The sequence below is a fragment of the Pantoea sp. BJ2 genome, from assembly GCF_040255075.1.
GTDB classification, from domain to species: Bacteria; Pseudomonadota; Gammaproteobacteria; order Enterobacterales; family Enterobacteriaceae; genus Pantoea; species Pantoea leporis.
Genome location: NZ_CP158292.1, coordinates 2,801,457 through 2,827,541 on the forward strand (window position 1 = coordinate 2,801,457; position 26,085 = coordinate 2,827,541).

Annotated in this window: 23 protein-coding genes; 8 read left to right on the forward strand and 15 right to left on the reverse strand. The window is 55.9% G+C overall.

Features of this window, described 5'->3' with window-relative positions:
* The first annotated feature begins 110 nt into the window (after positions 1-110).
* Together AAF463_RS12970 and sanA are read left to right on the forward strand one after the other, a co-directional pair.
* On the forward strand, positions 111-1,808 hold the full coding sequence (locus AAF463_RS12970) for an NAD-dependent malic enzyme (protein ID WP_101763321.1): 1,698 nt from the start codon (positions 111-113) through the stop codon (positions 1,806-1,808).
* A 134-nt stretch (positions 1,809-1,942) separates the two neighbouring features.
* On the forward strand, positions 1,943-2,662 hold the full coding sequence (gene sanA / locus AAF463_RS12975) for an outer membrane permeability protein SanA (protein WP_008104952.1): 720 nt from the start codon (positions 1,943-1,945) through the stop codon (positions 2,660-2,662).
* A 127-nt stretch (positions 2,663-2,789) separates the two neighbouring features.
* On the opposite strand, the gene mglC is transcribed toward sanA, so the two are convergent.
* The 7 genes from mglC to AAF463_RS13010 form a co-directional block, all read right to left on the reverse strand.
* A complete protein-coding gene (gene mglC / locus AAF463_RS12980; RefSeq protein ID WP_007889502.1) occupies positions 2,790-3,800 on the reverse strand; it encodes a galactose/methyl galactoside ABC transporter permease MglC in 1,011 nt (336 codons plus the stop codon).
* Between the two features lie 18 nt (positions 3,801-3,818).
* A complete protein-coding gene (gene mglA / locus AAF463_RS12985) occupies positions 3,819-5,339 on the reverse strand; it encodes a galactose/methyl galactoside ABC transporter ATP-binding protein MglA (RefSeq protein WP_350260911.1) in 1,521 nt (506 codons plus the stop codon).
* Between the two features lie 70 nt (positions 5,340-5,409).
* Positions 5,410-6,405 (reverse strand): galactose/glucose ABC transporter substrate-binding protein MglB, encoded by a 996-nt coding sequence (gene mglB, locus AAF463_RS12990; protein WP_101763715.1) that lies wholly within the window; start codon positions 6,403-6,405, stop codon positions 5,410-5,412.
* A 303-nt stretch (positions 6,406-6,708) separates the two neighbouring features.
* Positions 6,709-7,749 (reverse strand): HTH-type transcriptional regulator GalS, encoded by a 1,041-nt coding sequence (galS, locus tag AAF463_RS12995; protein WP_101763714.1) that lies wholly within the window; start codon positions 7,747-7,749, stop codon positions 6,709-6,711.
* Positions 7,750-7,891: 142 nt separating this feature from the next.
* Entirely contained in the window at positions 7,892-9,052 is a 1,161-nt protein-coding gene (gene yeiB, locus AAF463_RS13000; protein ID WP_350260912.1) for a DUF418 domain-containing protein YeiB, read from the reverse strand.
* Positions 9,053-9,105: 53 nt separating this feature from the next.
* Positions 9,106-9,771 (reverse strand): GTP cyclohydrolase I FolE, encoded by a 666-nt coding sequence (gene folE, locus AAF463_RS13005; RefSeq protein WP_049852430.1) that lies wholly within the window; start codon positions 9,769-9,771, stop codon positions 9,106-9,108.
* Between the two features lie 117 nt (positions 9,772-9,888).
* Positions 9,889-11,016, reverse strand: coding sequence for a YbfB/YjiJ family MFS transporter (locus tag AAF463_RS13010; RefSeq protein ID WP_350260913.1), 1,128 nt, complete (start codon positions 11,014-11,016; stop codon positions 9,889-9,891).
* A 99-nt stretch (positions 11,017-11,115) separates the two neighbouring features.
* Between AAF463_RS13010 and AAF463_RS13015 the strand changes: the two genes are divergently transcribed.
* The 3 genes from AAF463_RS13015 to fghA all read left to right on the forward strand — a co-directional run bounded on the left by AAF463_RS13015 (position 11,116) and on the right by fghA (position 14,074).
* Positions 11,116-12,027: a LysR family transcriptional regulator gene (locus AAF463_RS13015; protein WP_101763711.1), complete on the forward strand. Its 912-nt coding sequence runs from the start codon at positions 11,116-11,118 to the stop codon at positions 12,025-12,027.
* Between the two features lie 67 nt (positions 12,028-12,094).
* Complete coding sequence (locus tag AAF463_RS13020) at positions 12,095-13,219, forward strand: S-(hydroxymethyl)glutathione dehydrogenase/class III alcohol dehydrogenase (RefSeq protein WP_064739274.1); 1,125 nt, start codon at positions 12,095-12,097, stop codon at positions 13,217-13,219.
* A gap of 12 nt (positions 13,220-13,231) precedes the next feature.
* Positions 13,232-14,074, forward strand: a complete 843-nt coding sequence (gene fghA / locus AAF463_RS13025; RefSeq protein ID WP_137386162.1) for an S-formylglutathione hydrolase — start codon at positions 13,232-13,234, stop codon at positions 14,072-14,074.
* 189 nt (positions 14,075-14,263) lie between these two features.
* On the opposite strand, the gene AAF463_RS13030 is transcribed toward fghA, so the two are convergent.
* From AAF463_RS13030 to yieE, 4 genes are all read right to left on the reverse strand, one after another.
* On the reverse strand, positions 14,264-15,049 hold the full coding sequence (locus tag AAF463_RS13030) for an ABC transporter ATP-binding protein (protein WP_110866609.1): 786 nt from the start codon (positions 15,047-15,049) through the stop codon (positions 14,264-14,266).
* Positions 15,049-16,128, reverse strand: coding sequence for an iron ABC transporter permease (locus tag AAF463_RS13035; protein WP_350260914.1), 1,080 nt, complete (start codon positions 16,126-16,128; stop codon positions 15,049-15,051). Before AAF463_RS13035 ends, AAF463_RS13030 begins: the two co-directional genes overlap by 1 nt.
* A 169-nt stretch (positions 16,129-16,297) precedes the next feature.
* On the reverse strand, positions 16,298-17,764 hold the full coding sequence (locus tag AAF463_RS13040; RefSeq protein ID WP_101763707.1) for an amino acid permease: 1,467 nt from the start codon (positions 17,762-17,764) through the stop codon (positions 16,298-16,300).
* 136 nt (positions 17,765-17,900) lie between these two features.
* On the reverse strand, positions 17,901-18,767 hold the full coding sequence (gene yieE, locus AAF463_RS13045; RefSeq protein ID WP_101763706.1) for a DNA-binding transcriptional regulator YeiE: 867 nt from the start codon (positions 18,765-18,767) through the stop codon (positions 17,901-17,903).
* 235 nt (positions 18,768-19,002) lie between these two features.
* On the opposite strand from yieE, the gene AAF463_RS13050 reads away from it, so the two are divergent.
* The gene (locus AAF463_RS13050; RefSeq protein ID WP_350260915.1) at positions 19,003-20,046 is read left to right on the forward strand and encodes a YeiH family putative sulfate export transporter; all 1,044 of its coding nucleotides are present in this window, start codon (positions 19,003-19,005) and stop codon (positions 20,044-20,046) included.
* A 57-nt stretch (positions 20,047-20,103) separates the two neighbouring features.
* On the forward strand, positions 20,104-20,949 hold the full coding sequence (gene nfo, locus AAF463_RS13055) for a deoxyribonuclease IV (protein ID WP_101763704.1): 846 nt from the start codon (positions 20,104-20,106) through the stop codon (positions 20,947-20,949).
* Positions 20,950-21,004: 55 nt separating this feature from the next.
* Here the strand turns inward: nfo and fruA are convergent, their stop codons facing one another.
* From fruA to AAF463_RS13075, 4 genes are all read right to left on the reverse strand, one after another.
* Positions 21,005-22,702, reverse strand: a complete 1,698-nt coding sequence (gene fruA / locus AAF463_RS13060; protein WP_110866605.1) for a PTS fructose transporter subunit IIBC — start codon at positions 22,700-22,702, stop codon at positions 21,005-21,007.
* Between the two features lie 16 nt (positions 22,703-22,718).
* A complete protein-coding gene (fruK, locus tag AAF463_RS13065) occupies positions 22,719-23,657 on the reverse strand; it encodes a 1-phosphofructokinase (RefSeq protein ID WP_101763702.1) in 939 nt (312 codons plus the stop codon).
* Positions 23,654-24,784, reverse strand: a complete 1,131-nt coding sequence (gene fruB / locus AAF463_RS13070; protein ID WP_217548695.1) for a fused PTS fructose transporter subunit IIA/HPr protein — start codon at positions 24,782-24,784, stop codon at positions 23,654-23,656. The genes fruK and fruB overlap by 4 nt, the downstream gene beginning before the upstream one ends.
* A gap of 278 nt (positions 24,785-25,062) precedes the next feature.
* Positions 25,063-25,317: a YkgJ family cysteine cluster protein gene (locus AAF463_RS13075; protein ID WP_101763700.1), complete on the reverse strand. Its 255-nt coding sequence runs from the start codon at positions 25,315-25,317 to the stop codon at positions 25,063-25,065.
* Between the two features lie 152 nt (positions 25,318-25,469).
* Between AAF463_RS13075 and yeiP the strand changes: the two genes are divergently transcribed.
* Positions 25,470-26,045 carry an elongation factor P-like protein YeiP gene (gene yeiP, locus AAF463_RS13080; RefSeq protein ID WP_008105009.1) on the forward strand — a complete coding sequence of 192 codons (576 nt, stop codon included), beginning with the start codon at positions 25,470-25,472 and terminating at the stop codon, positions 26,043-26,045.
* Positions 26,046-26,085: the final 40 nt, after the last annotated feature.

Here is a 26,085-nt window from a genome sequence, read left to right on the forward strand (position 1 = left end):
GCAGGAATTTTCATAGGATCGGGCGCCAGAACCTCTTCACTTCAAGATGGACTGGCGTTACCTTTTCCCGGCGATACGTCAGAAAACACTGCAACCGGAGCAAGCACTGCATGGAACTCGACTACGAAAGTAAACGCCCGCTGTATATTCCTTATGCGGGTCCGATCCTGCTGGAATTTCCGCTGTTGAATAAAGGCAGCGCCTTCACCCTCGAAGAACGTAACGAATTTAACCTCAACGGCCTGCTACCCGAAGCGGTAGAAACCATCGAAGAGCAGGCGGAACGTGCCTGGCGCCAGTTCCTGGATTTTAAAAACAACAACGACAAGCATGTCTATCTGCGCAACATCCAGGACACCAACGAAACCCTGTTCTACCGCCTGCTCGACAATCATCTCGAAGAGATGATGCCGATTATCTACACCCCAACGGTCGGCGCCGCCTGTGAACACTTCTCTGAAATCTACCGTCGCGCGCGTGGCGTATTCATCTCTTATAACAATCGCGACCGCATTGAAGACATGCTGCAGAACGCCACCAAGCAGAATGTCAAAGTGATCGTGGTGACCGATGGCGAACGTATTCTCGGCCTCGGTGATTTGGGTATCGGCGGCATGGGCATCCCAATCGGTAAGCTGTCGCTGTATACCGCGTGTGGCGGCATCAGCCCGGCTTACACCTTGCCGGTGGTGCTGGATGTGGGTACCAACAACCAGCAGCTGCTGAACGATCCGCTCTATATGGGCTGGCGTCACCCGCGTATCACTGGCGAAGAGTACGAAGAGTTCGTCAATGAATTCATTCAGGCGGTGAATCGTCGCTGGCCGAACGTGCTGTTGCAGTTCGAAGACTTCGCGCAGAAAAACGCCATGCCGCTGCTGGAGCGCTATCGCGATGAGATCTGCTGCTTCAACGACGATATTCAGGGCACCGCCGCAGTGACCGTCGGCACCCTCATCGCCGCCAGCCGCGCTGCGGGCAGCCGCCTGTGCGAGCAGAAAGTGGTGTTCCTCGGTGCCGGTTCTGCCGGTTGCGGTATTGCCGAGCAGATCATCGCGCAGATGAAGTCGGAAGGATTGAGCGATGATGAAGCGCGTGGCCGCGTGATGATGGTCGATCGCTTCGGTTTGCTCACCGACAAGCTGCCGAACCTGCTCAATTTCCAGAGCAAGCTGGTGCAGAAGAGTGACAGCCTGAAAGATTGGGACACCAGTAGCGACTCCATTTCTCTGCTCGACGTGGTACGCAACGCCAAGCCGGATATTCTGATCGGCGTGTCTGGCCAACCTGGCCTGTTCACCGAAGAGATCATTCGCGAGATGCACAAGCACACTAAGCGTCCGATTGTTATGCCGCTGTCGAACCCGACTTCACGCGTTGAAGCGACGCCAGCCGACATCATCGCCTGGACTGACGGCGCCGCGCTGGTTGCCACCGGCAGCCCGTTCTCGCCGGTCACCTGGAAAGGGAAAACCTATCCCATCGCCCAGTGCAATAACTCCTATATCTTCCCTGGCATCGGTTTGGGGGTTATCGCCGCGGGCGCCAGTCGCGTGACGGATTCGATGCTGATGACCGCCAGTCGCGCATTGGCCGACTGCTCGCCGCTGGTTAACGATGGCGAAGGTCCGGTTCTGCCGGAGATCAAAGACATTCAGGGCGTTTCCAAGCTGATTGCCATTGAGGTGGGTAAAGCCGCGCAGCTGGCGGGCGTGGCGGTGGTGACGTCGGAAGATGTGTTGTCGAAAGCCGTCAGCAACAACTTCTGGCTGCCGCAGTATCGTAATTATCGCCGTACTTCGATCTGATAAATCCGTTGCCGGATCATTTAGATCCGGCAACGTTTAAAAAAACGTCAGCCAACGGGCGTTTACTTGCTTCCCCCGCCCGCCTCAAGTAGCCTTTATCCATTCTGAATTCTGCCAACCGAGTGCCCGCGCGCATGATTAAACGCGTTTTCTTTGGTCTGTTTTTCATCATCTTACTGATGGTGGCGACCGCGCTCGGCCTGGATCGCTGGATCAGCTGGAAAACCGCGCCCTTTATATACGAAGATGTCACCTCGTTGCCACATCGTCAGGTCGGCGTGGTCTTGGGCACGGCGAAGTACTACCGCACGGGCGTGATCAATCAGTATTACCTCTATCGCATTCAGGGCGCGTTGAACGCCTATAACAGCGGCAAGGTCAATTACCTGCTGCTGAGCGGTGATAATGCGCAGCAAAGCTATAACGAACCGATGACCATGCGCCGCGATTTGATCAAAGCGGGCGTCGCGCCGTCGGACATCGTGCTGGATTACGCTGGCTTCCGCACGCTGGATTCGATTGTGCGCACGCGTAAAGTGTTCGATACCAACGATTTCATCATCATTACTCAGCGCTTCCACTGCGAGCGAGCGCTGTATATCGCGCAGCATTTGGGCATTCAGGCGCAGTGCTATGCGGTGCCGTCGCCGAAGAATATGTTGTCGGTGCGTTTCCGCGAAGTGGGTGCGCGTTTGGGTGCGCTGGCGGATTTGTATTTGATGAAGCGCGAGCCGCGCTTCCTTGGCCCATTAGTGCCGATTCCTGCGGTGCATGAAGTGCCGGAAGATGCGCAGAGTTATCCGGCGGTGACGCCGGAGCAGCTTTTGGAGTTAGAAGAGAAACTGCAGAAGTGACGTTTGCTCCCTGACCCTGGCCCTCTCCCGCGAGCGGGAGAGGGAACCGTGTAGTGCAGGTTTAAGCCAGAATTCGGTCTGCTCCCTCTCCCGCCTGCGGGAGAGGGTTGGGGTGAGGGGAAACCCACTACTTCTTACGTGCGTACTTCAATGAATCCAGCGCCACGGCGAAGATGATAATGCCGCCCTTGATGATGTACTGCCAGTAAGGGTTAACGCCGATGTAGGTCAAACCGTAGTTAATCACGGTGAAGATGATGACACCGGTCACCACGCCGGCCACCGAACCCACGCCCCCGGCAAACGACACGCCGCCGACCACACAAGCCGCAATCGCATCCAGCTCATACATAAAGCCGAGGTTATTGGTGGCGCTGCCGATACGGCCTGCTTCCAGCATCCCGCCGAACGCGTAGAACACGCCAGACAAGGCGTACACCAGAATCAGGTTGAACGGCACGTTCACGCCAGACACTTTCGCCGCTTCCGGGTTACCACCGATAGCAAAAATGTTGCGACCGAAGCGAGTTTTATTCCACAGCACCCAAACAAAGACGATGGCAATGACAGCGTAGAAGGTGATAAACGACAGCTTAAAATCACCGAAACGCAGGAAGCCTTGGGCAAATTTGGAGAAGCCAGGATCGAAACCGGCAATTGGCGATGCACCCACAAAGTCGTAATAGAGCGAGTTGATACCGTAAACGATAATCATGGTGCCCAACGTGGTGATAAATGGCGTTACCTTGAGGTAAGCAATAATCACCCCGTTCACCAGACCAATCACACCGCCGATGATGCACACGGTCAGGATAACCACCGGAATGGGCACGGTATCCAGATGCGGGAACACCTTGTTGGCGTTATCCATTGCCTGCAGCAGCGTGGCTGCCACCACCGCCGCTAAGCCAACCTGACGACCCGCTGAAAGGTCGGTACCCTGGGTGACAATCAAACCGGCCACGCCGAGTGCGATGATAATACGCACCGAAGATTGGGTCAGAATATTACTCAGGTTCATTAAACTTAAGAAGGTTGGATCCTGGAAAATAATAATTGCCAGCAGTACAAACAGGACAACGTAAATGCCGCCCTCTTTTAACCAGGTTAGCGCATTCTTTTTAGTAGTCGCTTTCATGTTAAAGCCCTTGCTTCATTAAAGGTGTAATGACGCTAAACGCAGGATTTCATTCTGCGAGGTCGTTTTGGTATCAACAATGCCTGCTACCTGGCCATTACTCATCACTAAAATACGATCGGTAATACCCAACAGCTCTGGCATTTCAGAAGAGATAATAATGATGCCCTTCTCTTTCTTCGCCAACTCGGCAATAAGTTGGTAGATTTCGAATTTCGCGCCCACATCAATCCCGCGCGTCGGTTCATCAAGCATCAATATTTCCGGCTGCGTTAATAACCAGCGACCAATAATCACTTTCTGTTGGTTACCACCGGAAAGCGAACCAATTTGCGTATGATGACCCGGCGTTTTCACGCGCATCGAATCAATGACCCATTGGGTATCGCTTTTCATGCGTTTATTATCGAGCAGCCCCATGCTGGATTTATACTTTTTAATATTGGAGATAAGCGAGTTAAAGCCAATATCCAGATACGCATAAATACCGGTGGAGCGACGCTCTTCCGTCACCAGCGCAAAGCCGTGGTTAATGGCTTCGTTGGCGCTGTGGTTATTAATACTCTTGCCGTGCAGCTTAATCGTACCGCCTGACTTCTCGCGAATGCCAAACAGGGTTTCGACGATGTCGGTACGCTTGGCGCCTACCAAACCGGCAATACCAAGAATTTCACCTTTACGCAGATCGAACGAGATATCACGTATCGATGGCTGACGCAGTGAGGTTAAATGGCGCACCTCAAGAATGGTTTCCCCCGGCACGTTGGTTTTGTCCGGGAAGCGCTGGTTCAATGAACGGCCAACCATCATCGAGATGATTTTGTCCATGTCCAGACCTTCCAGCGGCTGGGTGGCGATCCACTGTCCGTCACGCAAAATGGTGATCTCATCACACAGCTGGAATATCTCTTCCATCTTGTGCGAGATATACACAATGCCGCAGCCACGATCTTTCAGCTTACGAATAATCGTGAACAAGTGGTTCACTTCTTTTTCGGTCAGCGATGATGTCGGCTCATCCATAATGACGATTTTGGCGTCATAGGAGAAGGCTTTGGCGATTTCGATCATCTGCATCTGCGACACCGATAAGGTGGCAACTTTATCGCGCGGATCGATATCAATATCTAATTCATCAAAGATCGCTTTAGTATCGCGATACATTTTATTCTGATCGACAAACACGCCCTTACGTGGATAACGGCCAAGCCACATGTTATCCATGACGTTGCGTTGCAGAACCAGGTTTAATTCCTGATGCACCATGGAAACGCCATTTTCCAGCGCCTCTTTGGAGCTCTTATAATCAATTTCCTCACCCTGAAACAGGATGCTCCCCGTATCCTTTTTATAAATCCCAAACAGACATTTTAATAATGTAGATTTCCCGGCGCCGTTTTCGCCCATTAATGCATGAACAGAGTGCGGCCGCACTTTTAAATTCACATTATCTAAGGCTTTAACCCCTGGAAATGATTTCGAGACATTCGTCATCTCCAGCAGATATTCACGCTGTGTGGTCGGATTCTCACTGGCCATAATTTACCTGGCTAAATAAAGCGTTGGTCAGATGCAATAAGGCGCGGCGATATGCCGCGCCCAGGATGAATTACTTCACAAACTGCGACAGATTTTCTTTATCTACTGGTACGTAAGGAACACGTACGATTTTGTTGTCCATCTTGAAGTTAGTGCCTGCAGTTGGCTCTTTGCCATTGGCCAGATTGTTAGCAATATCCAGCGTCGCTTTCGCCTGGTTTTCCGCATCGTTCAACACGGTACCGGCCAGCGCGCCTGATTTCACCAGCGCCAGCGCTTCTGGCAGTGCATCGACACCAAACACCGGAATGCTGGTTTTGTTGTGCGCTTTTAGCGCTTCAACCGCACCCATCGCCATCGCATCGTTATTAGCGATGATCACTTCAATCTTGTTGGCGTTCGGGCCAGAGAGCCAGGCGTCAACTTTGTCTTTTGCCTGTGCGGTATCCCACATCGCGGTATCCATCGCCAGCTGCTGCGTTTTCAGGCCGTCTTTGTTCAGGGTATCGATCACGTATTTGGTACGCGCTTCGGCATCCGGATGACCCGGCTCGCCTTTCAGCAGCACGAACTGGATGGTACCGTCTTTGTTCAGATCCCAGGCTGGCGTGGCTTTCCAGTGCTTCTCAATCAGCTGACCCTGGATGATGCCTGACTCTTTAGAGTCGGTACCGACGTAATACGCTTTCGGGTAGCTGGCCAGCACTTTGGCGTTAGGTTCTTTGTTGAAGAACACCACCGGCACATCGTTGCCACGCGCTTTATCAATCACCACTGCCGCAGCAGCCGGATCCACCAGGTTGATGGCCAGCGCTTTCACGCCTTTCGCCATCAGCACGTCAATCTGGTCGTTCTGTTTAGACTGGTCGTTTTGGGAGTCATTCATCAACAGCTGAATGCCGCCCAATGATTTTGCTTCTTTCTCAATGTCCTTACGCACCATCGACATGAAGTTGTCGTCGTATTTGTAGATGGTCACGCCAATGCGGGTATCGGCGGCGTGCGCAGTTGCACCAAACATCATGCTGGCAACCAGTGCTGTGAGCGTGAAAACCTTCTTATTCATGGTATCTCCGGTTTTTTATGTAGGGCATTTCATTGCGCTATTTGCCTGCGGGCAAACAGCGCCGTCGGTTGTAAACCTGATAATGGACGGACGCGTAACGCAAAGCCGGGCCACCATCGCAATCCTGACTTCCCTGTAGGTAAACGCTTCCTGAAAAGTGTTGTGAACTATTTCAATCGGCTACTGAAACCGGCTGGGAAGAGGATTTCCCGGCGTTACATGATGTTTCAGTCCGGTAAGACGCTGCCATCATAGTGAGCGGCATGTTAATTAACTGTGAATGCAATCACAGATTGGAAACGGTTACACTGCGCTATCGCCTGAATTAGTGACCGACTCCACAATTTGCCGCTGGGCGACAGAATGGCGACGCACCAGCGTTGGCATAAAGCAGTGTACAGCCAGCTGATCCAGCTCGCCTGCGGCACCTTTGAGCGCTAATTCCGTGGCGAGTTTCGCCATAGAAACAATAGGATAACGGACCGTGGTTAACTGCGGATCGGTGTAGCGGGAGATGGGAATATCATCAAAGCCAATGACAGAGAAATGCTGCGGAACCTGAATGCCGTTGTCCTTTAAAGCGGTCAATGCACCCGCCGCCATGCCGTCATTGTAGGAAAACACCGCGGTTAAATGTAAGTTACGACCCAGTAACTCCACCATCGCTGCTTCGCCGCCTTGCATATCAGGTTCAGCATGCGCAATCCATGACTCCTGCGGGCGAATACCCTGTTCTGACAAGGCCTGCAGCCAGCCTTCACGTCGTTGCGTTACATCCTCAATCGGGTGGCTGGAGCTAAGAAAGCCGATGCGTTGATGTCCCTGTTGTAACAACATGCGCGTGGCTACTTGAGCGCCGGTAACGTTATCCAGGCAGACGCAGCGGTGTTCATAACCGGGAATTGTACGGTTAATCAATACCATACCGGGAACCTGATCCATAAACTGCATCAGTTCGGCGTCTGAAAGCGTTTTCGCGTGCACCACCAATGCGTTACATCGTTGACGTATCAGCACCTCAATTGCGTGACGTTCTTTCTCTTCCTGATGCCAGGAGTTGCTGATTAACACGTGTTTATGCACGCGCTGCGCCACGGTATCAACCGCTTTCACCAGCGCGCCAAAGAAGGGATCGGAAACATCCATCACCACCACGCCGATGGTGTCACTGATTTGCGTAGCCAGCGCCTGCGCGTTGGCGTTCGGGCGATAGCCTAACGCATCAACGGCAGCCAGCACGGCTTCCCGGGTATCGGCGGTGACTGCACTGCTGTTGTTGAGCACACGCGACACGGTGGCTACTGACACACCGGCCTGACGGGCGACATCACGAATCGTTATCATGCAGCTGTTCCACAGAGTCTGAAAATGCGCGACAAGCGCGTAACGGCGCTATTCTGTCAGGGCATGTGAAACGACTACGTGAATCACGTCACAGCAATGAAAACGGTTACATACAATTCTGCAACCTTTGTGATGAACATCATTATCTGAGCGAGGAGGAAGGATCAGCTTTTCCCGCGGCAAGACGTGTCAGTTTGCGCCAGATCCACTCCATTGGGCCTTGCGGTAAGACGCGCAGCCACAGCACGGAAAATAGGATATTAACCACCCAGATAGCCGGTACAAAGGCCAGCAGCTGCAGGCGATCGAACCTGAGGAACAGATCAAAGCGGTAGAACAGCGTGGTGCAAATCAGCGTCTGTAACAGGTAATTGCTCAATGCCATGCGGCCAACGCATTGAATGGCGTAGCTAATGCGCGTTGACGCAATTTGCGGCCAGAATCCCAGGCAAAGCGCGGCATAACCGAGGCTGATAAACGGACTGGCGAGATCGCGCGGCACCTGCAGGAAAAAGCCGGTCCAGCGGAATTCCCAGCCAATCATCCACTGCGCGGCGATGCCGGGAATGGCGATCAGCCAGCCGATAGTCAGCAGTAGCGCCGCCGATCGGCGATAGTGCTGCACGCTAAATTGCCCGCTGAGCCAGCCGCTGCGCATCAACGCCGCACCAATCAGCATCAAACCCGCCAGTTGCCAGCCATATTGTGATGCCAGCGCCATCAGGCCTGATGACAGATGATCCAGCCGGTTCTGCACCGCTTCCCAACCGCCGAGCAGTTTCCAGTAGCTTTCATACTGCAGGTCCGCCGCACCCGGCAGCCAGGATCGCGTGGGATTGGGGCTGGAGACCGCGCCGAAAATCAGCAGCACGCCGCAGCCGACCAGATAGAGTAATGCGCCGGTTTGTAACAACGCGCGGTCGGAAGGCACATCACGCAGCATGCGCCAGATAATCAGCCCAATCAGGCCATAATCCAGCAGGATGTCGCCTTCCCAGAAAAAGATGCCGTGAATGAAACCGAGCAGCACCAGCAGCGTCAGACGCGCCGACATCCAGCGGCTGCCGCGCGGCGCCTGCATATAAAGGCCGGCACCAAACAGCAAGGCAAACAGCGTGAGGAATTTCAGCTGCGCCAGGCCATCCATGATCGCCCACGTCCAGGCATCAGACGTAGCAGCCTCGCCGCGCCACGCCGGATTGAGATAGGCGGCCGATGGCAACGCAAAGCCGACAATGTTCAGCAGCAAGATGCCGAGAATGGCGCAACCACGAATGAAATCCAGCGCGAGATAGCGTTGCATCGAGTGCCCTGACGGAGAGAGGAAATCGGGCAACAGGCTGTTGCCCAAACAGATTAGCTGTGACGAACCGCGCGCAAAAACTCCTGACGCGTGTTCTGGCTGGATTTGAACAAGCCCCCCAGCGAGGTGGTGGTGGTGGCGCTGGTAGCATCTTTTACGCCACGCGCTTTCACGCAGTAATGCACTGCATCAATCGACACCGCAACGTTATTGGTGCCGAGCAGCGTTTGTAGCGCTACCAGCACTTGCTGCGTCAGGCGCTCTTGCACCTGCGGACGCTGGGCAAAGAACTGCACAATACGGTTGATTTTCGACAGGCCAATCACTTTTTCTTTCGGGATATACGCCACGGTGGCTTTGCCATCGATAATCACAAAGTGGTGTTCGCAAGTGCTGGTCAACGTGATATCACGCACCGTTACCATCTCATCCACTTTCATCTTGTTTTCGATGACGGTGATTTTCGGGAAGTTGGCGTAATCCAGACCTGAGAAAATCTCATCCACATACATCTTAGCGATGCGGTGCGGCGTTTCCATCAGGCTGTCATCTTCCAGATCCAGGTTCAGCAGCTGCATGATTTGCGTCATGTGACCGGCAATTTCGCGTTTGCGCGCGGCGTCATCCATTTCACGCACCGGGGCACGTAACGGTGTTTCCAGACCACGCGCCAACAGCGCTTCGTGAACCAGGGCGGCTTCCTGACTTAAGGTGCTCATTTACTCTTCTCCGACAGGTGATGCGCCCGCGGGTTTTCGCCCACGGGGGAAATTCTGAGCGCGTATTGTGAAATACTCCGCGCCCTTAATCCAGTAATCATTCTGATAAGCTTTTCATCACGTACGGCGACGTAAAACCAGCATTCCCGCAAGGATTAAGCTGGCGCCCGCTACCCATAGCGCGGGTTCCAGCTGATGCCATAGCATGCTGGAAATCCACGACAGCAGCGGACCGCCCAATTGCCCGACCGCATAACCGGTGGTGAGCAAACCGGCAAGATAGCGCGCATGCTGCGGTGCCAGCTCGCGCCCATATTGCAGCGTCAGCTGCACCACACACAGGAAGCCGCCGCCGATCAGCGCTGCGCCCAGCATCAGGCCATTCAAGCCGGGCAGCACAATCGCGGCGATAACGCCCAGCGCCTGCGCCCACAACACTATGGCCAGCCGCAGATGGCTGCTGCCCCAGTGACGCGTCAGGATGCCTAACACGATGCCGATCACCGCCGCGCCACCGAACACCGGCCAGACAAACTGGGCAAACGCGCTGTCAGGAAAACGCGCCGCCGCCATTTGCGACAGAAAAGTGGCGGGCAGAATGTAGCCAAAGCCGGCGAGGCTGTAACTCAGCACCAGGTGCTTGAGATTGCCATTCAACACCAGCGGCGATGCAGCTTGATCGGGGCGATGTAACTGGCCGGTGCGCGGCAGGAATCGCGCAATCGCGGCAATCAACAACAGCGCCAGCAAACCGTAAGCCGCCCACGCAAAGGCCGCGCTGACACCGCTGGCGTGCAGCGCCACCGCCAGCATGCCGCTGATAAAGATGCCGGTGCCGGGTCCGGCAAACACCGCCGCCAGCAAGCCGGGACGTCCGTGATGATGTAGCTGATCGCTGGCCCATGCCGCCAGCAACACCATCGCCCAGCCGCTGGCCCAGCCAATCAGGAAACGAATCAGGCCATGTAACCACGGACCGCTGACGCAGGCCGAGAGCAGCGTTAAAATCACTGCGCCCCACACGCCCGCCTGTAAACGCCACTCGACGCGGTTGCGCGCACGCATCGCATCAAACGAGCCAAACAGATAGCCGAGATAGTTGAGTGCCGCCACCAGACTGGCGCTGGTGAGCGTCAGTTGATGGTCCTGAATCATCAGCGGAACCTGCGGCGTGAAAGCAAATCGCCCAATCCCCATCGCAACCACTAAACTTAAGAACGCGCTAAGCGCGACACGAAACGCCATACCGACCTCAGAATGTTTTATCACTTGTCACTAGCATGCATGACGTTTAAACTCACGGAAAGTGAATAATACTAACCAAGTTGCTTACGAGAAGAGAATATGGATTTAGTACAGCTCCGCATGTTTTGCTCCGTCGCCGAATCCGGTTCGCTGGCGCGTGCCGCCGAGCAACTCCATCGCGTACCTTCTAATCTCACCACGCGTCTGCGCCAGCTGGAAGATGAAATTGGCGTTGATCTGTTTATTCGTGAGAAGCAACGCATTCGCCTGTCGCCGATGGGCCACAATTTTCTTAACTATGCGCAGCGCATCCTGGCATTGAGCGATGAAGCGCTGAACATGGCGCGCGCCGGTGAGCCGGGCGGTAATTTCGCGCTCGGTTCGATGGAGAGCACCGCCGCGACGCGCCTCCCTGCCCTCCTGGCGGCCTATCACCAGCGTTTTCCCGCCGTGGAACTGTCGCTGATCACCAATACTTCCGGTGAAATCATCGACAAAGTGCGGGAAGGCACGCTGGCCGCCGCGCTGGTGGATGGTCCGGTGGCGCACGACGATCTCAATGGCTGCATTGCCTTTAATGAGCAGATGGTGCTGATCACCAGCCCGGAACATGCGCCGATTGCCAGCGCGCGCGATGTGCAAGGCGACACGCTGTTTGCTTTTCGCAACAGCTGTTCCTACCGCACCAAGCTGGAAGCGTGGTATCGCGAAAGCCAGACCGCGCCGAGCAGCGTGATGGAGATACAGTCTTACCACGCGATGGTGGCGTGTGTGGCCGGCGGCGCGGGCGTGGCGATGATTCCCGCCTCGGTGCTGGCGCAAATGCCGGCGCGCGCACGCGTGCAGGAGCATGCGTTACCGCCAGCTTACCGCGATACCGCCACCTGGCTGATGTGGCGGCGCGATGCGTTTACACCCAATGTGGAAGCACTGAAATATTTGATTATTGAACTGTTTGACGATCGCCCGGTTAACGACGAGTTGCGGCATCCGCTGCACGTTGCCGAGTGAGTTTCTGTTTTATCGACATCACGACCATCGGGGCCACTTACCCCGCATCTACAGGAAGAGGGATTGCATGAACATGATTAAAACCCGCGCCGCCGTTGCCTGGGCAGCTGGCGAACCGCTGAAAATCGAAGAAGTGGATCTGATGCCACCGCAAAAAGGTGAAGTGCTGGTGCGCATCGTGGCTACTGGCGTGTGCCACACCGATGCTTACACCTTGTCGGGACAAGATCCGGAAGGCGTATTCCCGGCGATCCTCGGCCACGAAGGCGGCGGCGTGGTGGAAGCGGTGGGCGAAGGCGTGACCAGCGTGGCCGTCGGCGACCACGTGATCCCGCTTTACACCCCAGAGTGCGGCAAGTGTAAGTTCTGTCTCTCGGGCAAAACCAACCTGTGTCAGGCGATTCGCGCCACCCAGGGCAAAGGTTTGATGCCAGACGGCACCACCCGCTTCTTCAAAGACGGCAAGCCGATTTTCCACTACATGGGCACCTCAACCTTCTCTGAATACACCGTGGTTCCGGAAATCTCGCTGGCGGTGATCAGCAAAGAAGCGCCACTGGAAGAAGTGTGCCTGCTGGGCTGCGGCGTCACCACCGGCATGGGCGCGGTGATGAACACGGCCAAAGTGAAAGAAGGCGATACCGTGGCGATCTTCGGCCTCGGCGGCATTGGTTTGTCGGCGATTATCGGCGCGAAGATGGCGAAAGCCGGTCGCATCATCGGTATCGATCTCAACACCAGTAAATTCGATCTGGCGCGCAAATTGGGTGCCACCGATCTGATCAACCCGAAAGATCATGATAAGCCGATTCAGGATGTGATCGTTGAACTGACCGACGGCGGCGTCGATTTCTCCTTCGAGTGCATCGGTAACGTTAACGTGATGCGTTCGGCGCTGGAGTGCTGCCACAAAGGTTGGGGCGAATCAGTGATTATCGGCGTGGCTGGCGCGGGCCAGGAGATTTCTACCCGTCCATTCCAGCTGGTGACCGGTCGCGTATGGCGTGGTTCCGCTTTTGGTGGCGTTAAAGGCCGTTCACAGTTGCCGGGCATCGTGCAGGATTACCTCGACGGTAAATTCGCCCTGAACGATTTCATCACCCACAACCTGCCGCTGGAAGAGATTAACGACGCCTTTGATCTGATGCACGAAGGGAAATCCATCCGTACGGTGGTGCATTTTACTAAGTAATCAGGAGACGTTATGGCTTCCACTTTGGAGCTGTTAGAAGAGCATCGCATTTTTGGTGGCTGGCAGCAGCGCTGGCGTCATCAGTCGGCCGTGCTGAACTGTCCGATGACCTTCAGCATTTTTCTGCCGCCGCCGCAAAGTGACGCACCGCCGCCAGTGGTGTGGTTTCTCGCCGGATTGACCTGCAGCGATGAGAACTTCACCACCAAAGCCGGCGCCCAGCGCGTGGCTGCGCAGCTGGGTTTGGTGCTGATTATGCCAGACACCAGCCCGCGCGGTGACGAGGTGGCGAACGACAGCGGCTACGATCTCGGCCAGGGCGCAGGTTTCTACCTCAACGCCACGCAGCAGCCGTGGGCGGCGAACTTCCGCATGTTCGATTACCTCAGCGCGGAGCTGCCGGAGTTGGTGGCGGATAACTTTAAGCTGAGCGATCGTCAGTCGGTGATGGGTCATTCAATGGGCGGTCACGGTGCGCTGGTGTTGGCATTGCGTCTTGGCGGACGTTTTGCGTCTGCTTCTGCCTTCGCGCCAATCGTCAATCCTACCGAAGTGCCTTGGGGGCAGAAGGCCTTTGCCGCATACCTGGGTGAAGATCGTCAGACGTGGCGTGAATGGGATAGTTGCCTGTTGATGCGTGACGTGGAACAGCGCTTGCCGATTCTGATTGATCAAGGGGATAGCGATCAGTTCCTCGCCGATCAGCTGCGTCCAGAGCGACTGGAAGCGGTGGCGCGTGAGCAAGGTTTCCCGCTGGAGCTACGCATTCAGCCGGGTTATGACCATAGCTACTTCTTTATCGCCAGCTTCGTGGAAGATCATCTGCGTTTCCACGCGAAGCATTTGTTGGTGTGATGGTGCTGGCTGTTCCAGATCCTGCTGGCTGCCCCCCATCCCGGCCTTCCCCCGTAAACGGGGGAAGGAGACGCTGCCACATGCAGCTTCCAAACTCACATATAGCAGCATCTTCCTCCCCCATTAATGGGGGAGGACCGAGGAGGGGGACAGCGTGCACCCTTTGGGGGACAGCGTGCACCTACCTAACTACACCAACGTCTCCGCCAGCCCGTCGATCATCACCTGCGGCATGCCGCGTGAGCAGTGCTCGATACGGCCGCGCACGCCATACACCTGCGCCAACGTCTCCGGCGTAATCACCTGCGACGGCTCGCCGTCCGCCAGCAGATTGCCATCCTTCAGCATCAACGCGTGATCCGCATGACGCAGCGCGATGTTGATATCGTGCACCACCACCACCGTCACAATATTGCGCAACCGGGTTTCACGACGCACCAGATCCATCACGTGGAACTGGTAGTTAAGATCCAGCGCGCTGAGCGGTTCATCCAGCAGCAACAGTTCCGGACGGCGAATCAGCGATTGCGCCAGACCCACCAACTGCTTCTGCCCGCCCGATAGCTGATCGAGATAGCGCATGGCTAAATGCGCGATGCCGAGCTGCTCGAGCAGATGCATGATCTCCGCTTCGCTCGAGGCGCTGTGCAAGCCACCCGACGCACGCTGCGCCACGATAATCGACTCCAGCACGTGCAGATGCACGCCCGCCGGCAAACTTTGCGGCAGATAAACCACACGCTGCGCCCGGCGCGCAAACGGCTGGCTCATCAGCTCTTCACCGTTCAGCCACAGCTCGCCCTGCCCTTTGCCCAAACCAGCCAGCGCGCGCAACAGCGTCGATTTGCCGCAGCCGTTGGGGCCAAGCAACACGGTGATTTTGCCCTGCGGCAGCTCCGGCACGTTGAGATCGTCAATCACCTTGCGCTTCGGATAACCGGCGGAGAAATGCTTGAGACGTAATCCCTGCTCCATTACACCGTCCCCCGATGACGCAGAATAATGCTGAGGAAGAACGGCACGCCGACCAGCGACGTCACAATTCCCACCGGAATGATCACGCCGGGAATCAGGTTTTTCGACGCCACCGAAGCCAGCGACAGCACCAGCGCACCGACCAGCGCGCTGGCTGGCAGGTAATAGCGGTGATCTTCACCAAACATCATGCGCGCAATGTGCGGCGCGACCAGACCGATGAAACCAATTGGGCCGACAAACGCCACCGCCAGCGCAGAGAGAATACTGATGCGCAGCAGCGTTGCCAGGCGCAGACGGCGCACGTCGATACCAAAACTCACCGCGCGATCTTCGCCGAGGCGCAGCGCGGTCAGCTTCCAGCTACTGAGCATCGAGAACGGAATCAGGATGGCAAAGGCGGCGGTTAATACGCCGAGCTTTTCCCACGAGGCGCGCGCGAGGCTGCCCATGGTCCAGAACACCAGGCCCTGTAAAGTATCTTCGCTGGCGATGAACTGCATCATTGAGACTAATGCGTTGAAGGTGAACACCAGCGCGATACCAAACAGCACCACGCCAGAGGTCGAAACTTTGGTCCAGCGCGTCACGCCATCCAGCATCAAGGCGGCAAATAGCGCAAACACAAACGCGTTGGCGGAGATAAACCACTGATCCGGCACGCCAGGAATGCCGATACCAAGAACGATGGCCAGCGCCGCACCAAAGGCCGCCGCCGACGAAACGCCGAGCGTAAACGGGCTGGCAAGCGGGTTATTCAGGATGGTTTGCATCTCTGCACCGGCAAGGCCGAGCGAGAAGCCCACCACCACCGCCATCAAGGCGTACGGTAAACGAATATCCCAGACAATCACGCGGGTGCCCGCATCGACCGCATCGGGATGCGTCAGCGTTTGCCATAAGGTGTGGAGGGAGAGCCCAGCCGGGCCGAGGGTGAAATCAAGAATCACTGACGCTAATATCGCCAGCGCCAGCACGCCAATTAACATCAGTCGCTGGCGCAGTACCTGACGATAACGCGTCATGGTGTCGGTTTCGAGGCCGTTTTCCGCCAGCAGCGTGGCGTCGGTGGTACGCATTGTTCTACCCGTTTCTTGTCGAAATCATAACGGCAGCCACAATAGTGCAGGTGATAATAATTATCAATTCAATCTGAGTAACAAAATCCAAAACAATGCGCAATAAATTGCGCCGCTACTACACGTGCACCTTATTCGTAGCGGCGCGATTTATCGCGCAAGGGTATGACTACTCTTTAAACGTCGGGAATTCCATCTCGCTGTATTTCACGAAGCGCGAACCGCGTGTCAGCTTGTAGCCCAACCAAATAATCAGGAACAGCGGCAGACCAATATAGGTTGCGGCCACGCCATACCAATCAATGCGGTCAGCAAGGAACGCCTGATAGTTCTGACCCAGTGTGATGATCAAACACAGAATAAAGGCGAAAATCGGTCCCAGCGGGAAGAAGCCCGAACGGTACGGCAAATCGGCCAGGTTGTGACCCTGAGCGATATAACCGCGACGGAAACGGTAATGGCTAATGGCGATACCCAACCAGGCAATAAAACCGGTCATGCCTGAGGTGTTCAGTAGCCACAGGTAAACTTCCTGGTTACCAAATTTCGAGCTCAGGAAGCACAATCCCGCCACCACGGTGGTAGCAATCAGCGCGTTACGCGGCACGCCACCTTTCGACAGCTTGCCGAAAATGCGTGGCGCTTTACCTTCGCGTGCCAGGTTGAACAGCATACGCGTTGAGGCGTACATGCCGGAGTTACCCGCCGACAGTACCGCCGTCAGAATCACTGCGTTCATTACCGCTGCCGCCGAGAGCAGACCGGCATTCTGGAACACCAGCGTGAACGGGCTGATGGCGATATCGGTGACATCGTTATGCAGCAGCTTCGGATCGGTGTACGGCAGAATCAGGCTAATGATCAGAATAGCGAAGATATAGAACAGCAGAATTCGCCAGAATACCTGACGCACCGCACGCGGAATGTTCTTCGCCGGATCCTCAGATTCACCGGCCGCGATACCGATCAGCTCGGTGCCCTGGAAGGAGAAGCCAACGATCATCGCCACGCCTATCATCGCGGCAAAACCACCGGCGAACGGCGCTTCACCCACGGTCCAGTTATGCCAGCCGGCGTTTTCTGCACCGCGCATGATGCCGGTGATCATCAACACGCCAACCACAATAAAGATGATGACGGTGGTCACTTTGATCAGCGAGAACCAATATTCCGCTTCGCCGAAGCCTTTGACTGAGATGTAGTTGAGCAGGAACATCAGGCCAAGGAACAGTGCGCTCCAGATCCAGCCGGGCGTGTCCGGGAACCAGTAGTTCATGACGAGCTGCGAGGCGACGAGGTCAACGGCGATGGTCACCGCCCAGTTGTACCAATAGTTCCAGCCCAGCGCGAAGCCGAAGCCTTCTTCAACATATTTTGAACCGTAGGTGGAGAAGGAGCCAGAAACCGGCATAAAGGCCGCGAGTTCGCCGAGGCTGGTCATCAGAAAGTAAACCATCAGGCCGATGAGCGCATAGGAGAGCAGCGCGCCGCCGGGTCCGGCCTGAGAAATGGTGGCACCCGAGGCGACAAACAGGCCGGTACCGATGGAACCACCAATGGCGATCATGGTGAGATGACGCGCTTTTAATTCACGGCGCAATCCAGGTTGTTGTGTTGTTTTTGAGTCATTATGCATGTGTAAACGCTATGCTGGATAAAAATGAGGCGAGATTGTAGCAGCTAGCCCCAAGCTGTATAGCATTCACGTCGGGTTATTAGTTACCTTCATGATCGGCCGGGAATTATTAGCCGCAGCGTGATCAGCGCTGTGATTATTCACGGCAATACGACAGGAAACGGCTTAAAGCTTTGGACACATGCTTCTGTCGATGATGGATGCGATACAGCGTGCGCGTCAGGCGCGGCAATGGGATCGCGACTTCCACCAGCGTGCCGGCTTCCAGCAGATCCTCAATCACCCGCCGCGACAAACAGCTGATGCCCATGCCGTGACGCACCGCGTGTTTAATCGCCTCTGAATTGCCTAACTCCATGCCGAGCTGAAACTGTGGCAGATGCGACAGCAGCAGATAATCAACGATCTCGCGCGTGCCTGAACCGCGCTCGCGTAGAATCCACGGCGCGGCGGCGAGCGCTTCCAGCGTAATCGGCTGCTGCAGGATGGCGGCATCCGGCGCGGCAAACACCACCAGCTCATCTTCCAGCCACGGCTCGCTGATAATATCCAGCTCGTGGCACGGACCTTCGATCAAACCGATATCGACGCGAAAATCCGCCACCGCATTAATCGCATCCTGACTGTTGCCGACGCTCAGCTCCAGCGGCAACGCGGGGAAATCGCGGCGATAGGCGGCGATCATGCCCGGCAGCAGGTAATTACCGATGGTGCTGCTGGCGAACAGGCGAATCGCCCCGTTATCTTCCTTAAACAGCTGTTCGATTTCGCCCGCCTGCTCCATCAAACCCACGGCGCGCGGATAGAGTAAACGACCATGCTCATTCACCACCAGCCGCTTACCGACGCGGTCAAATAGCTGCACACCGAGTTGGTTTTCCAAATCTGCTAACGCGGCGCTCACCGCCGACTGCGACAGCGCCAGCACCTGCGAGGCCTGCGTCGTCGAGCCGCTCTTCAGCACTTCGGTAAACACTTCAATCTGGCGCAACGTGATGTGCATGCGGTTCTCTTTATATTACTTATTCTGGTTAATTATAAATATATTATCAATTTTACTTTTATACCAGCGCAGCGCAGGCTTAGCAAAGAACAGCATGAGATAAGCACACGGCATAAATCATCGCACATTCCGTAGCGGCGCGATTTATCGCGCAATAAATTGCGCCGCTACGGAAAGTGCGCTCTGTAATTGTGGTTTTCGTCCAAACCACCGCCGTCCAGCGAGGAGAAAAAGTATGGCTGAGTTAAGCGAGAATAAAACCCCGTTTCATCTACATCACTGGCTGCCTGGGTTGCTGCTAACCATCGCAATTGCAGGTACAGCGGCGTGGTTAAGCAATCAGTCTTGGTTGGCCGGGGCCGGATTCGGTGCGCTGACGTTAGCGATTATTTTGGGCATCGTGCTCGGTAACACCCTTTATCCGCAGATGGCCGGCGCCTGTGACAGCGGCGTAATGCTGGCGAAACAGCGCTTGCTGCGCCTCGGCATCATCCTGTATGGCTTTCGTATTACCATACAGCAGATTGCTGATGTCGGTCTTAGCGGCGTATTGATTGATGTGATGGTTCTCAGCTCCACTTTCCTGCTGACCTGTTTTATCGGCATTCGTCTGCTGAAGATGGATCGCGAAACCGTGTGGCTGATTGGGGCGGGCAGCAGCATTTGTGGCGCGGCGGCGGTGCTGGCGAGTGAACCTATCGTTAAGGCTGCGCCGTCAAAAGTGGCGGTGGCTGTTGCGACTGTGGTGCTGTTTGGTACCCTCGGTATCGTCCTCTATCCGCTGCTGTGGTCGCTGCTGCCAACAGTTAGCGCGGAACATTTCGGTATCTTCACGGGTTCGACGTTGCATGAAGTGGCGCAGGTTGTCGCGGCAGGACACACGATGGGTGCCGAGGCCGAAAACACCGCCGTGATTGCCAAAATGCTGCGCGTGATGATGTTAGCGCCCTTCTTGCTGATGCTGGGAAGCTGGCTGAAACGTCAGCGTAGCCACAACGCACAGCAACAAGCGATTCGTTTTCCCTGGTTCGCGCTGCTGTTTATTGTGGTGGCACTGTTTAACTCGCTGCATCTGCTGCCTGCCAATATTGTTAGCACGCTGAATCAGCTGGCCAATCTGCTGCTGGCGATGGCGATGGCTGCGCTGGGTTTGACTACGCGCTTCAGCGCCCTGAAACAGGCTGGCTGTAAACCCTTGCTGCTGGGATTGGTGATGTTTGGCTGGTTAATTCTCGGCGGCGGAGCACTCAATGTGCTGGTGCAACATTTCATGGCGTAACCGCATCCGCTATGATGGGCAGCTTTGCAGCAGCAATCGCCCAATCAGGAGAGCGGCATGAAATATATCGGCGCACATGTCAGTGCATCAGGCGGCGTGGACCAGGCAGTTATCCGTGCCCACGAACTCGAAGCCACAGCCTTTGCGCTGTTCACCAAAAATCAGCGCCAGTGGAAAGCCGCACCGCTGTCAGGGGAAGTGATCGATGCGTTCAAAACCGCCTGCGATCGTTACAACTTCACCTCCGCGCAGATTCTGCCGCACGATAGCTATTTAATTAACCTCGGCCATCCGGTGATGGAAGCGCTGGAGAAATCACGCGAGGCTTTCCTCGATGAGATGCAGCGTGCCGAGCAGTTGGGTTTGACCCTGCTGAACTTCCATCCCGGCAGCCATCTGAAGCAGATTGAAGAAGAAGCCTGCCTGAAGCGTATCGCCGAATCGATCAACATCGCGCTGGATAAAACCAGCAGCGTGGTGGCGGTGATTGAAAACACCGCCGGTCAGGGCAGCAATCTCGGTTTCCGCTTCGAGCACCTCGCCACCATTATTGAACACGTAGAAGATAAGTCGCGCGTTGGCGTGTGCATTGATACCTGCCACGCGTTTGCTGGCGGTTACGATCTGCGTACCGAAGAAGCCTGCGCCGAGACCTTCAGCGACTTTGAGCGCATCGTTGGTTTCCAGTATCTGCGCGGTATGCACCTGAATGATGCCAAGAGCACGCTGGGCAGTCGCGTCGACCGCCATCACAGTCTGGGTGAAGGCAATATCGGTAAAACCGCGTTTAGCTGGCTGATGAAAGATAAACGTTTTGACGGCATTCCCATGATTCTGGAAACCATTAATCCGGATATCTGGAAGGATGAGATTGCGTGGTTGAAGTCGGAGCAGCAGGGTTAATTATCTGATTAAACAAAAGGGAGCCGCAGCTCCCTTTTGTTATGTCTGACGAAGATTACGCGGCTTTAACCAGCTCTTCTTCCGGACGTTTCAGGATGGCGTAGCCAAGTCCCGCTACCGCAGTACCAATCACAATCGCCAGCAGATAACCCAATACTGGGGTAATCGCGCCTGGAATCAGGAGGACGAACAGACCACCGTGCGGTGCCATCAGTTTCGCGCCAATCGCCATGGAAATCGCACCGGTTACCGCGCCGCCAATGATACAGCACGGCAGCACACGCATTGGATCACGCGCCGCAAACGGAATCGCACCTTCAGAGATGAAACACAGCCCAAGCACCAACGCCGCTTTACCACCTTCCTGCTGACCTTTGTTGAACTTACGACGCGCAACCAGCGTCGCCAGGCCCATCGCCAGCGGTGGCACCATACCGGCTGCCATAATGGCCGCCATCGGTGCGTAGGTTTGTGAACTCAGCAGACCAACACCAAATGCGTAGGCCACTTTGTTCACCGGACCGCCCATGTCGGTACACATCATGCCGCCGAGAATTGCGCCCAGCAGTACCGCGTTCGCCGTCCCCATGTTTGCCAGCCAGGTTGTCAGGCCAGTCATGATGCCCGCCACCGGCTTACCTACTACGTAAATCATCAGCAAACCGGTAATCAAACTCGCCACCAGCGGAATGATCAGAATCGGTTTCAGCGCTTCCATACTCTGCGGCAGTTTCACTTTGCTGCTCAGCATTTTCGCAGCGTAACCGGCAATGAAACCGGCGATGATACCGCCCAGGAAACCGGCGTTAATGCTGGTGGCGATCATACCGCCAATCAAACCAGGCGTCAGACCCGGACGATCCGCAATCGAGAAGGCAATGAAACCGGCTAACACCGGCACCATCAGCGCGAAGGCGCTGCCGCCACCGATCTGCATCAGTGCAGCCGCTAAGGTGCCCGGCTCTTTAAATGCGGTGATACCAAAGGCAAATGACAGCGCGATGCTTAAACCACCGGCAACCACCATCGGCAGCATGTACGAAACGCCAGTCAGCAGGTGACGATAGGCACCGGCTTTCTCTTTGCTGTCGCCCTGTGCGCTGGCAGCCTGATTGCCGCTCGGCTGATAGGTTTTCGCTTCGGCCTGCGCTTTATCCAGCTCCTGCGCAGTTTTCTTCAGCGCCAGACTGGTTGAGGTGCGGTACATCGGCTTGCCGGCAAATTTCGCCAGATCCACATCGATATCAGCCGCGACGATCACCAGATCGGCCGCCGCCACTTCTTCTGGGGTAATCGCGTTGCCTGCGCCCACAGAACCACGGGTTTCGACTTTCACCCACCAGCCACGCTTGGTCGCTTCGGCCTGAATAGCTTCAGCAGCCATAAAGGTATGCGCCACGCCGGTTGGGCAGGCGGTCACCGCCACGATGCGTTTCTGAGCAGCGCTCTGCGCAGCTACTGGCGCGGCAGCGGTTGCAGCAGCAGGCTGCCAGGTTTTGGCACTCGCTTTGGCTTGATTGATTGCCGCCAGCGGATCGCGCAGCGCTTGCTGCACATCAACCAGCGCCAGCGATTTACCGGCCAGCTCTGCGTCGTGCGGCACATTGTGGCCAGCAACCAGCACCAGTTCAGCTTCGGCGGCATTGTCGGTCAGCGTCAGGCCAGCTTGTGCCGCCGTCGCGCGTAAACGTTCCAGCGCCAGATGTCCTGACGCCAGTCCCAGTGAAGAATCTTTTATCAGCAGCGTTTTCATTATCGCTCTCCTGCTGTTAGTTAACGGGTTGTAAGTCGACGCGCGCCATCATCGCGGCCAACTGGGTACGATCTTTCACGCCAACGTTGCTTTGGCTGACGGCCATCGCCGCCACTGCCGTCGCCAGACGCAGCGTGTGCTCGCTGGATTCACGCATCAGCAAGCCGTAAATCAGGCCGCCGACCATCGAATCGCCGGCACCGACGGTGCTGACCACTTCGCAGGCAGGCGGTTTGGCGATCCATTCGCCGGAGGCATTCACCCACAGCGCACCTTCCGCACCGAGAGAAATCACTACGTGCGCAATACCTTGCTCACGCAGTTCATGTGCAGCACCGATCACGTCCTGCAGCGCAGGCAGTTTGCGACCAGCCCAAATCTCCAGCTCGCGGCGGTTCGGTTTCACCAGCCACGGCGCGGCTTTCAGACCGGCGACCAGCGCTTCGCGGCTGCTGTCGAAGATGATGCAGGGGCACAGCGTGCGCAGATCGCTCATCCATTTAGTGAAGGCTTCTGGCGCCACGCCGGCTGGCAGGCTGCCGCTGACGCACACCATGTCGAACTGGCCGAGCCAGGTGAGAGAATCGGCGGTGAAGCGCTCCCAATCCTGCGCGGTGACCTCAAAGCCAGAGAAATTCAGGTCGGTCACATCGCCGTCTTTTTCGGTCAGCTTAACGTTAATACGCGTACGGCCCTGCACCACCTGAAAACGGTTGGCGATGCCGAGTTCGCTGAACAGCTGCTGAAAGCCGTCCTGATTCTCTTTGCCGAGGAAACCGCCGACGGTGACATCGATACCGAGATCCTTCAGCACTTTGGCAACGTTGATGCCTTTACCCGCCGCGTGCAGGCCGGTGGTTTTCACCAGGTTAACTTCGCCGCGCTCAATTTCTGGCGTGTATCCGACCAGATCGTAAGCCGGGTTTAAGGTAATTGTTGCGACACGACGGCTCATGCAACCCCCTCGCCTAAACCAGAATTGATCGCTTCTTCAATTGCGTTAAGCGCCTGCTGTGCATCTTCGCCGCTGGCGGTGAAGCGCAGGCGATGGCCTTTTTTCACACCGAGCGCAACGACTTTCATCAGGCTGCGGCCGTTAGCAGGCTTACCGCTGCCATCGAGATTAGTTACGGTGATGTCGCTGTTAAACTGCTTGATGACGGTCACCAGCGCCGTACCCGGACGCGCATGCAGACCGTGTTCGTTGCGGATGGTGAATTCAGCGGTCAGCAGCTCGGCAGCTTCATCGACTTCGCTGGTCAGTAGCGCCAGAATACCGGCGGCATCGGCCTTCAGTAGACGTTCAGCTTTGTTGCTCAGCAGCAGGTTGCTGAGATAGCCCAGCACTTCCAGCGGACGCTGATCGTTAGCCGCCACGGTCAGCAGCAGCGCGACGTTTTCGCCCTGATGCTGGAATGGCGCAGCCGCGCGGCTTACGGCCACTGCGCTGCCGAGATTGCCGTTGGCGCTGTCGCTCAGCCAGATGCCCTGACCAAGGCTCAGCGGGGCGCGGGAAATCACGTCAGCAATAAAGGACGCGTCCACCGCGCCTGCAGCCTGCAGACGTCCGGCGTTCAGTGCCTGTAACGTGATTAAATCGCTGGCCGCCACATCAACGGCAATCAGCGAGGTATCGAATTTGAATTCTGCCGCCTGGTTTTCGCCCATCAGCAGCGCACGCAGATCTTCCGCCGAGGCGTTTTTCAGCTGTTCAGCAATGCTGTCATCACTTAATACGTGAGTGAGCTGGCGCAGCAACGCGAGGTGTTCATCCGATTTAGCGGCAATACCGATCGCCACATACGCCGTTTGCCCTTCGCCCCAATCCACGCCCTGCGGGAACTGATAAACCTGGACACCGGTTTTCAACACCAGGTCGCGGGTGTCGGTGGTGCCGTGCGGAATGGCGATGCCGTTACCCAGGAAAGTGGTGGTTTGCTGTTCGCGCGCCAGCATGCCGTTAACGTAGCCTTCGGCCACATTGCCTGCAGCGGTTAACGCAGCGGCAACCTGACGAATGGCCTCTTCTTTATTCTGTGCGCTAGCACCGGTATGAATGGCCTGAACTTCGAGCTGGAACATATCTCTCCTCGCTTGCTGTATTGAATCGTTTCAGCTGGATGGTGAAAAAAGCTGCTGTGCATCGCGGACTTAGCCGGAGTGACAACGCTGAAACGTTTCAGGGAATATGGTACAGCCACGTACAGCAGGCAAGAAAATGCGCGATCTGAGTAGCAGATTTTTGACGTTCCGCACACTTCATGTTGGATTTAAGATTTTTACCGGCAGGCAGGCTGATGCTTTTGCTGTACAGACCAACGGCACTAAGCCCAATTCTTCAGCTATGCGTCAGCAGTGCTTCAGGGCGCCGTCTCGGCTTCCAGTTTAAGCAGAAATGTCATGGCGCTATCACGGCTGCTGCCGCACATTTCGGCGCTGGGCTGTAAGCCGGCACAGACCGCCGGACGCAGCGGTGAACCAAAGATTTTGCAACGCTGTTGCTCATCAAGCTGCACGCAACGCGTGTTGGCCGGCTTGCCGTGCGGCATGCCAGGAATCGGGGACGAGATTGAGGGGGCTGTGCAACAGGCACCGCACTGGTCACGACAAAACATCATGCGCTCCTGCAGACAATTCGCCGCGACAATAACAGTCCCAGACCGCGAATGCCATGCACCGGCAACAATTTTACATTGGCTGACTTGCCAGTTTTTCGCCGCGCGAGTAACGTGACGCGCATTAACCTCCTGTCAGCGAGAAAACCACCATGCCAAAGGCAAATGAAATCAAAAAAGGGATGGCTGTCACCTGGAACGGCAAACTGTTGCTGGTGAAAGACATTGATGTACAGAGCCCAAGTGCTCGCGGTGCCGCGACGCTCTATAAAATGCGTTTTACCGATGTCCGCACCGGCCTGAAAGTGGAAGAGCGCTTCAAAGGCGACGATATTATTGACGCCATTTCGCTTAGCCGCCGCGCCGTCACCTTCTCTTATATAGATGGTGATGAGTATGTGTTTATGGATGACGAAGACTACACGCCGTACAACTTCAAAAAAGAGCAAATTGAAGAAGAGCTACTGTTTATTCCTGAAGGTGGCATTCCCGGCATTCAGGTGCTGACGATGGATGGCCAGGTCTTGGCGCTTGAACTGCCACAAACCGTCGATATGGAAATTGTTGATACCTCGCCGGGCATTAAAGGCGCCTCCGCCAGCGCTCGCTCCAAACCCGCAGGCATGAGCACCGGCTTATCCATTCAGGTGCCGGAATACCTGAGCAATGGCGATCGCATCCGCATTCATATTGCGGAACGTCGTTATATGGGACGCGCTGATTCATAACGTGCTTCCGTCCGGCGCCCGGTGATTGTTATAGTATAAC

Bases quoted from the DNA above. Each gene is read 5' to 3' on its own strand.
- AAF463_RS12970 (WP_101763321.1), top strand. From the start codon at position 111: ATGGAACTCGACTACGAAAGTAAACGCCCGCTGTATATTCCTTATGCG.
- sanA (WP_008104952.1), top strand. From the start codon at position 1,943: ATGATTAAACGCGTTTTCTTTGGTCTGTTTTTCATCATCTTACTGATG.
- mglC (WP_007889502.1), bottom strand. From the start codon at position 3,800: ATGAAAGCGACTACTAAAAAGAATGCGCTAACCTGGTTAAAAGAGGGC.
- mglA (WP_350260911.1), bottom strand. From the start codon at position 5,339: ATGGCCAGTGAGAATCCGACCACACAGCGTGAATATCTGCTGGAGATG.
- mglB (WP_101763715.1), bottom strand. From the start codon at position 6,405: ATGAATAAGAAGGTTTTCACGCTCACAGCACTGGTTGCCAGCATGATG.
- galS (WP_101763714.1), bottom strand. From the start codon at position 7,749: ATGATAACGATTCGTGATGTCGCCCGTCAGGCCGGTGTGTCAGTAGCC.
- yeiB (WP_350260912.1), bottom strand. From the start codon at position 9,052: ATGCAACGCTATCTCGCGCTGGATTTCATTCGTGGTTGCGCCATTCTC.
- folE (WP_049852430.1), bottom strand. From the start codon at position 9,771: ATGAGCACCTTAAGTCAGGAAGCCGCCCTGGTTCACGAAGCGCTGTTG.
- AAF463_RS13010 (WP_350260913.1), bottom strand. From the start codon at position 11,016: ATGGCGTTTCGTGTCGCGCTTAGCGCGTTCTTAAGTTTAGTGGTTGCG.
- AAF463_RS13015 (WP_101763711.1), top strand. From the start codon at position 11,116: ATGGATTTAGTACAGCTCCGCATGTTTTGCTCCGTCGCCGAATCCGGT.
- AAF463_RS13020 (WP_064739274.1), top strand. From the start codon at position 12,095: ATGAACATGATTAAAACCCGCGCCGCCGTTGCCTGGGCAGCTGGCGAA.
- fghA (WP_137386162.1), top strand. From the start codon at position 13,232: ATGGCTTCCACTTTGGAGCTGTTAGAAGAGCATCGCATTTTTGGTGGC.
- AAF463_RS13030 (WP_110866609.1), bottom strand. From the start codon at position 15,049: ATGGAGCAGGGATTACGTCTCAAGCATTTCTCCGCCGGTTATCCGAAG.
- AAF463_RS13035 (WP_350260914.1), bottom strand. From the start codon at position 16,128: ATGCGTACCACCGACGCCACGCTGCTGGCGGAAAACGGCCTCGAAACC.
- AAF463_RS13040 (WP_101763707.1), bottom strand. From the start codon at position 17,764: ATGCATAATGACTCAAAAACAACACAACAACCTGGATTGCGCCGTGAA.
- yieE (WP_101763706.1), bottom strand. From the start codon at position 18,767: ATGCACATCACGTTGCGCCAGATTGAAGTGTTTACCGAAGTGCTGAAG.
- AAF463_RS13050 (WP_350260915.1), top strand. From the start codon at position 19,003: ATGGCTGAGTTAAGCGAGAATAAAACCCCGTTTCATCTACATCACTGG.
- nfo (WP_101763704.1), top strand. From the start codon at position 20,104: ATGAAATATATCGGCGCACATGTCAGTGCATCAGGCGGCGTGGACCAG.
- fruA (WP_110866605.1), bottom strand. From the start codon at position 22,702: ATGAAAACGCTGCTGATAAAAGATTCTTCACTGGGACTGGCGTCAGGA.
- fruK (WP_101763702.1), bottom strand. From the start codon at position 23,657: ATGAGCCGTCGTGTCGCAACAATTACCTTAAACCCGGCTTACGATCTG.
- fruB (WP_217548695.1), bottom strand. From the start codon at position 24,784: ATGTTCCAGCTCGAAGTTCAGGCCATTCATACCGGTGCTAGCGCACAG.
- AAF463_RS13075 (WP_101763700.1), bottom strand. From the start codon at position 25,317: ATGTTTTGTCGTGACCAGTGCGGTGCCTGTTGCACAGCCCCCTCAATC.
- yeiP (WP_008105009.1), top strand. From the start codon at position 25,470: ATGCCAAAGGCAAATGAAATCAAAAAAGGGATGGCTGTCACCTGGAAC.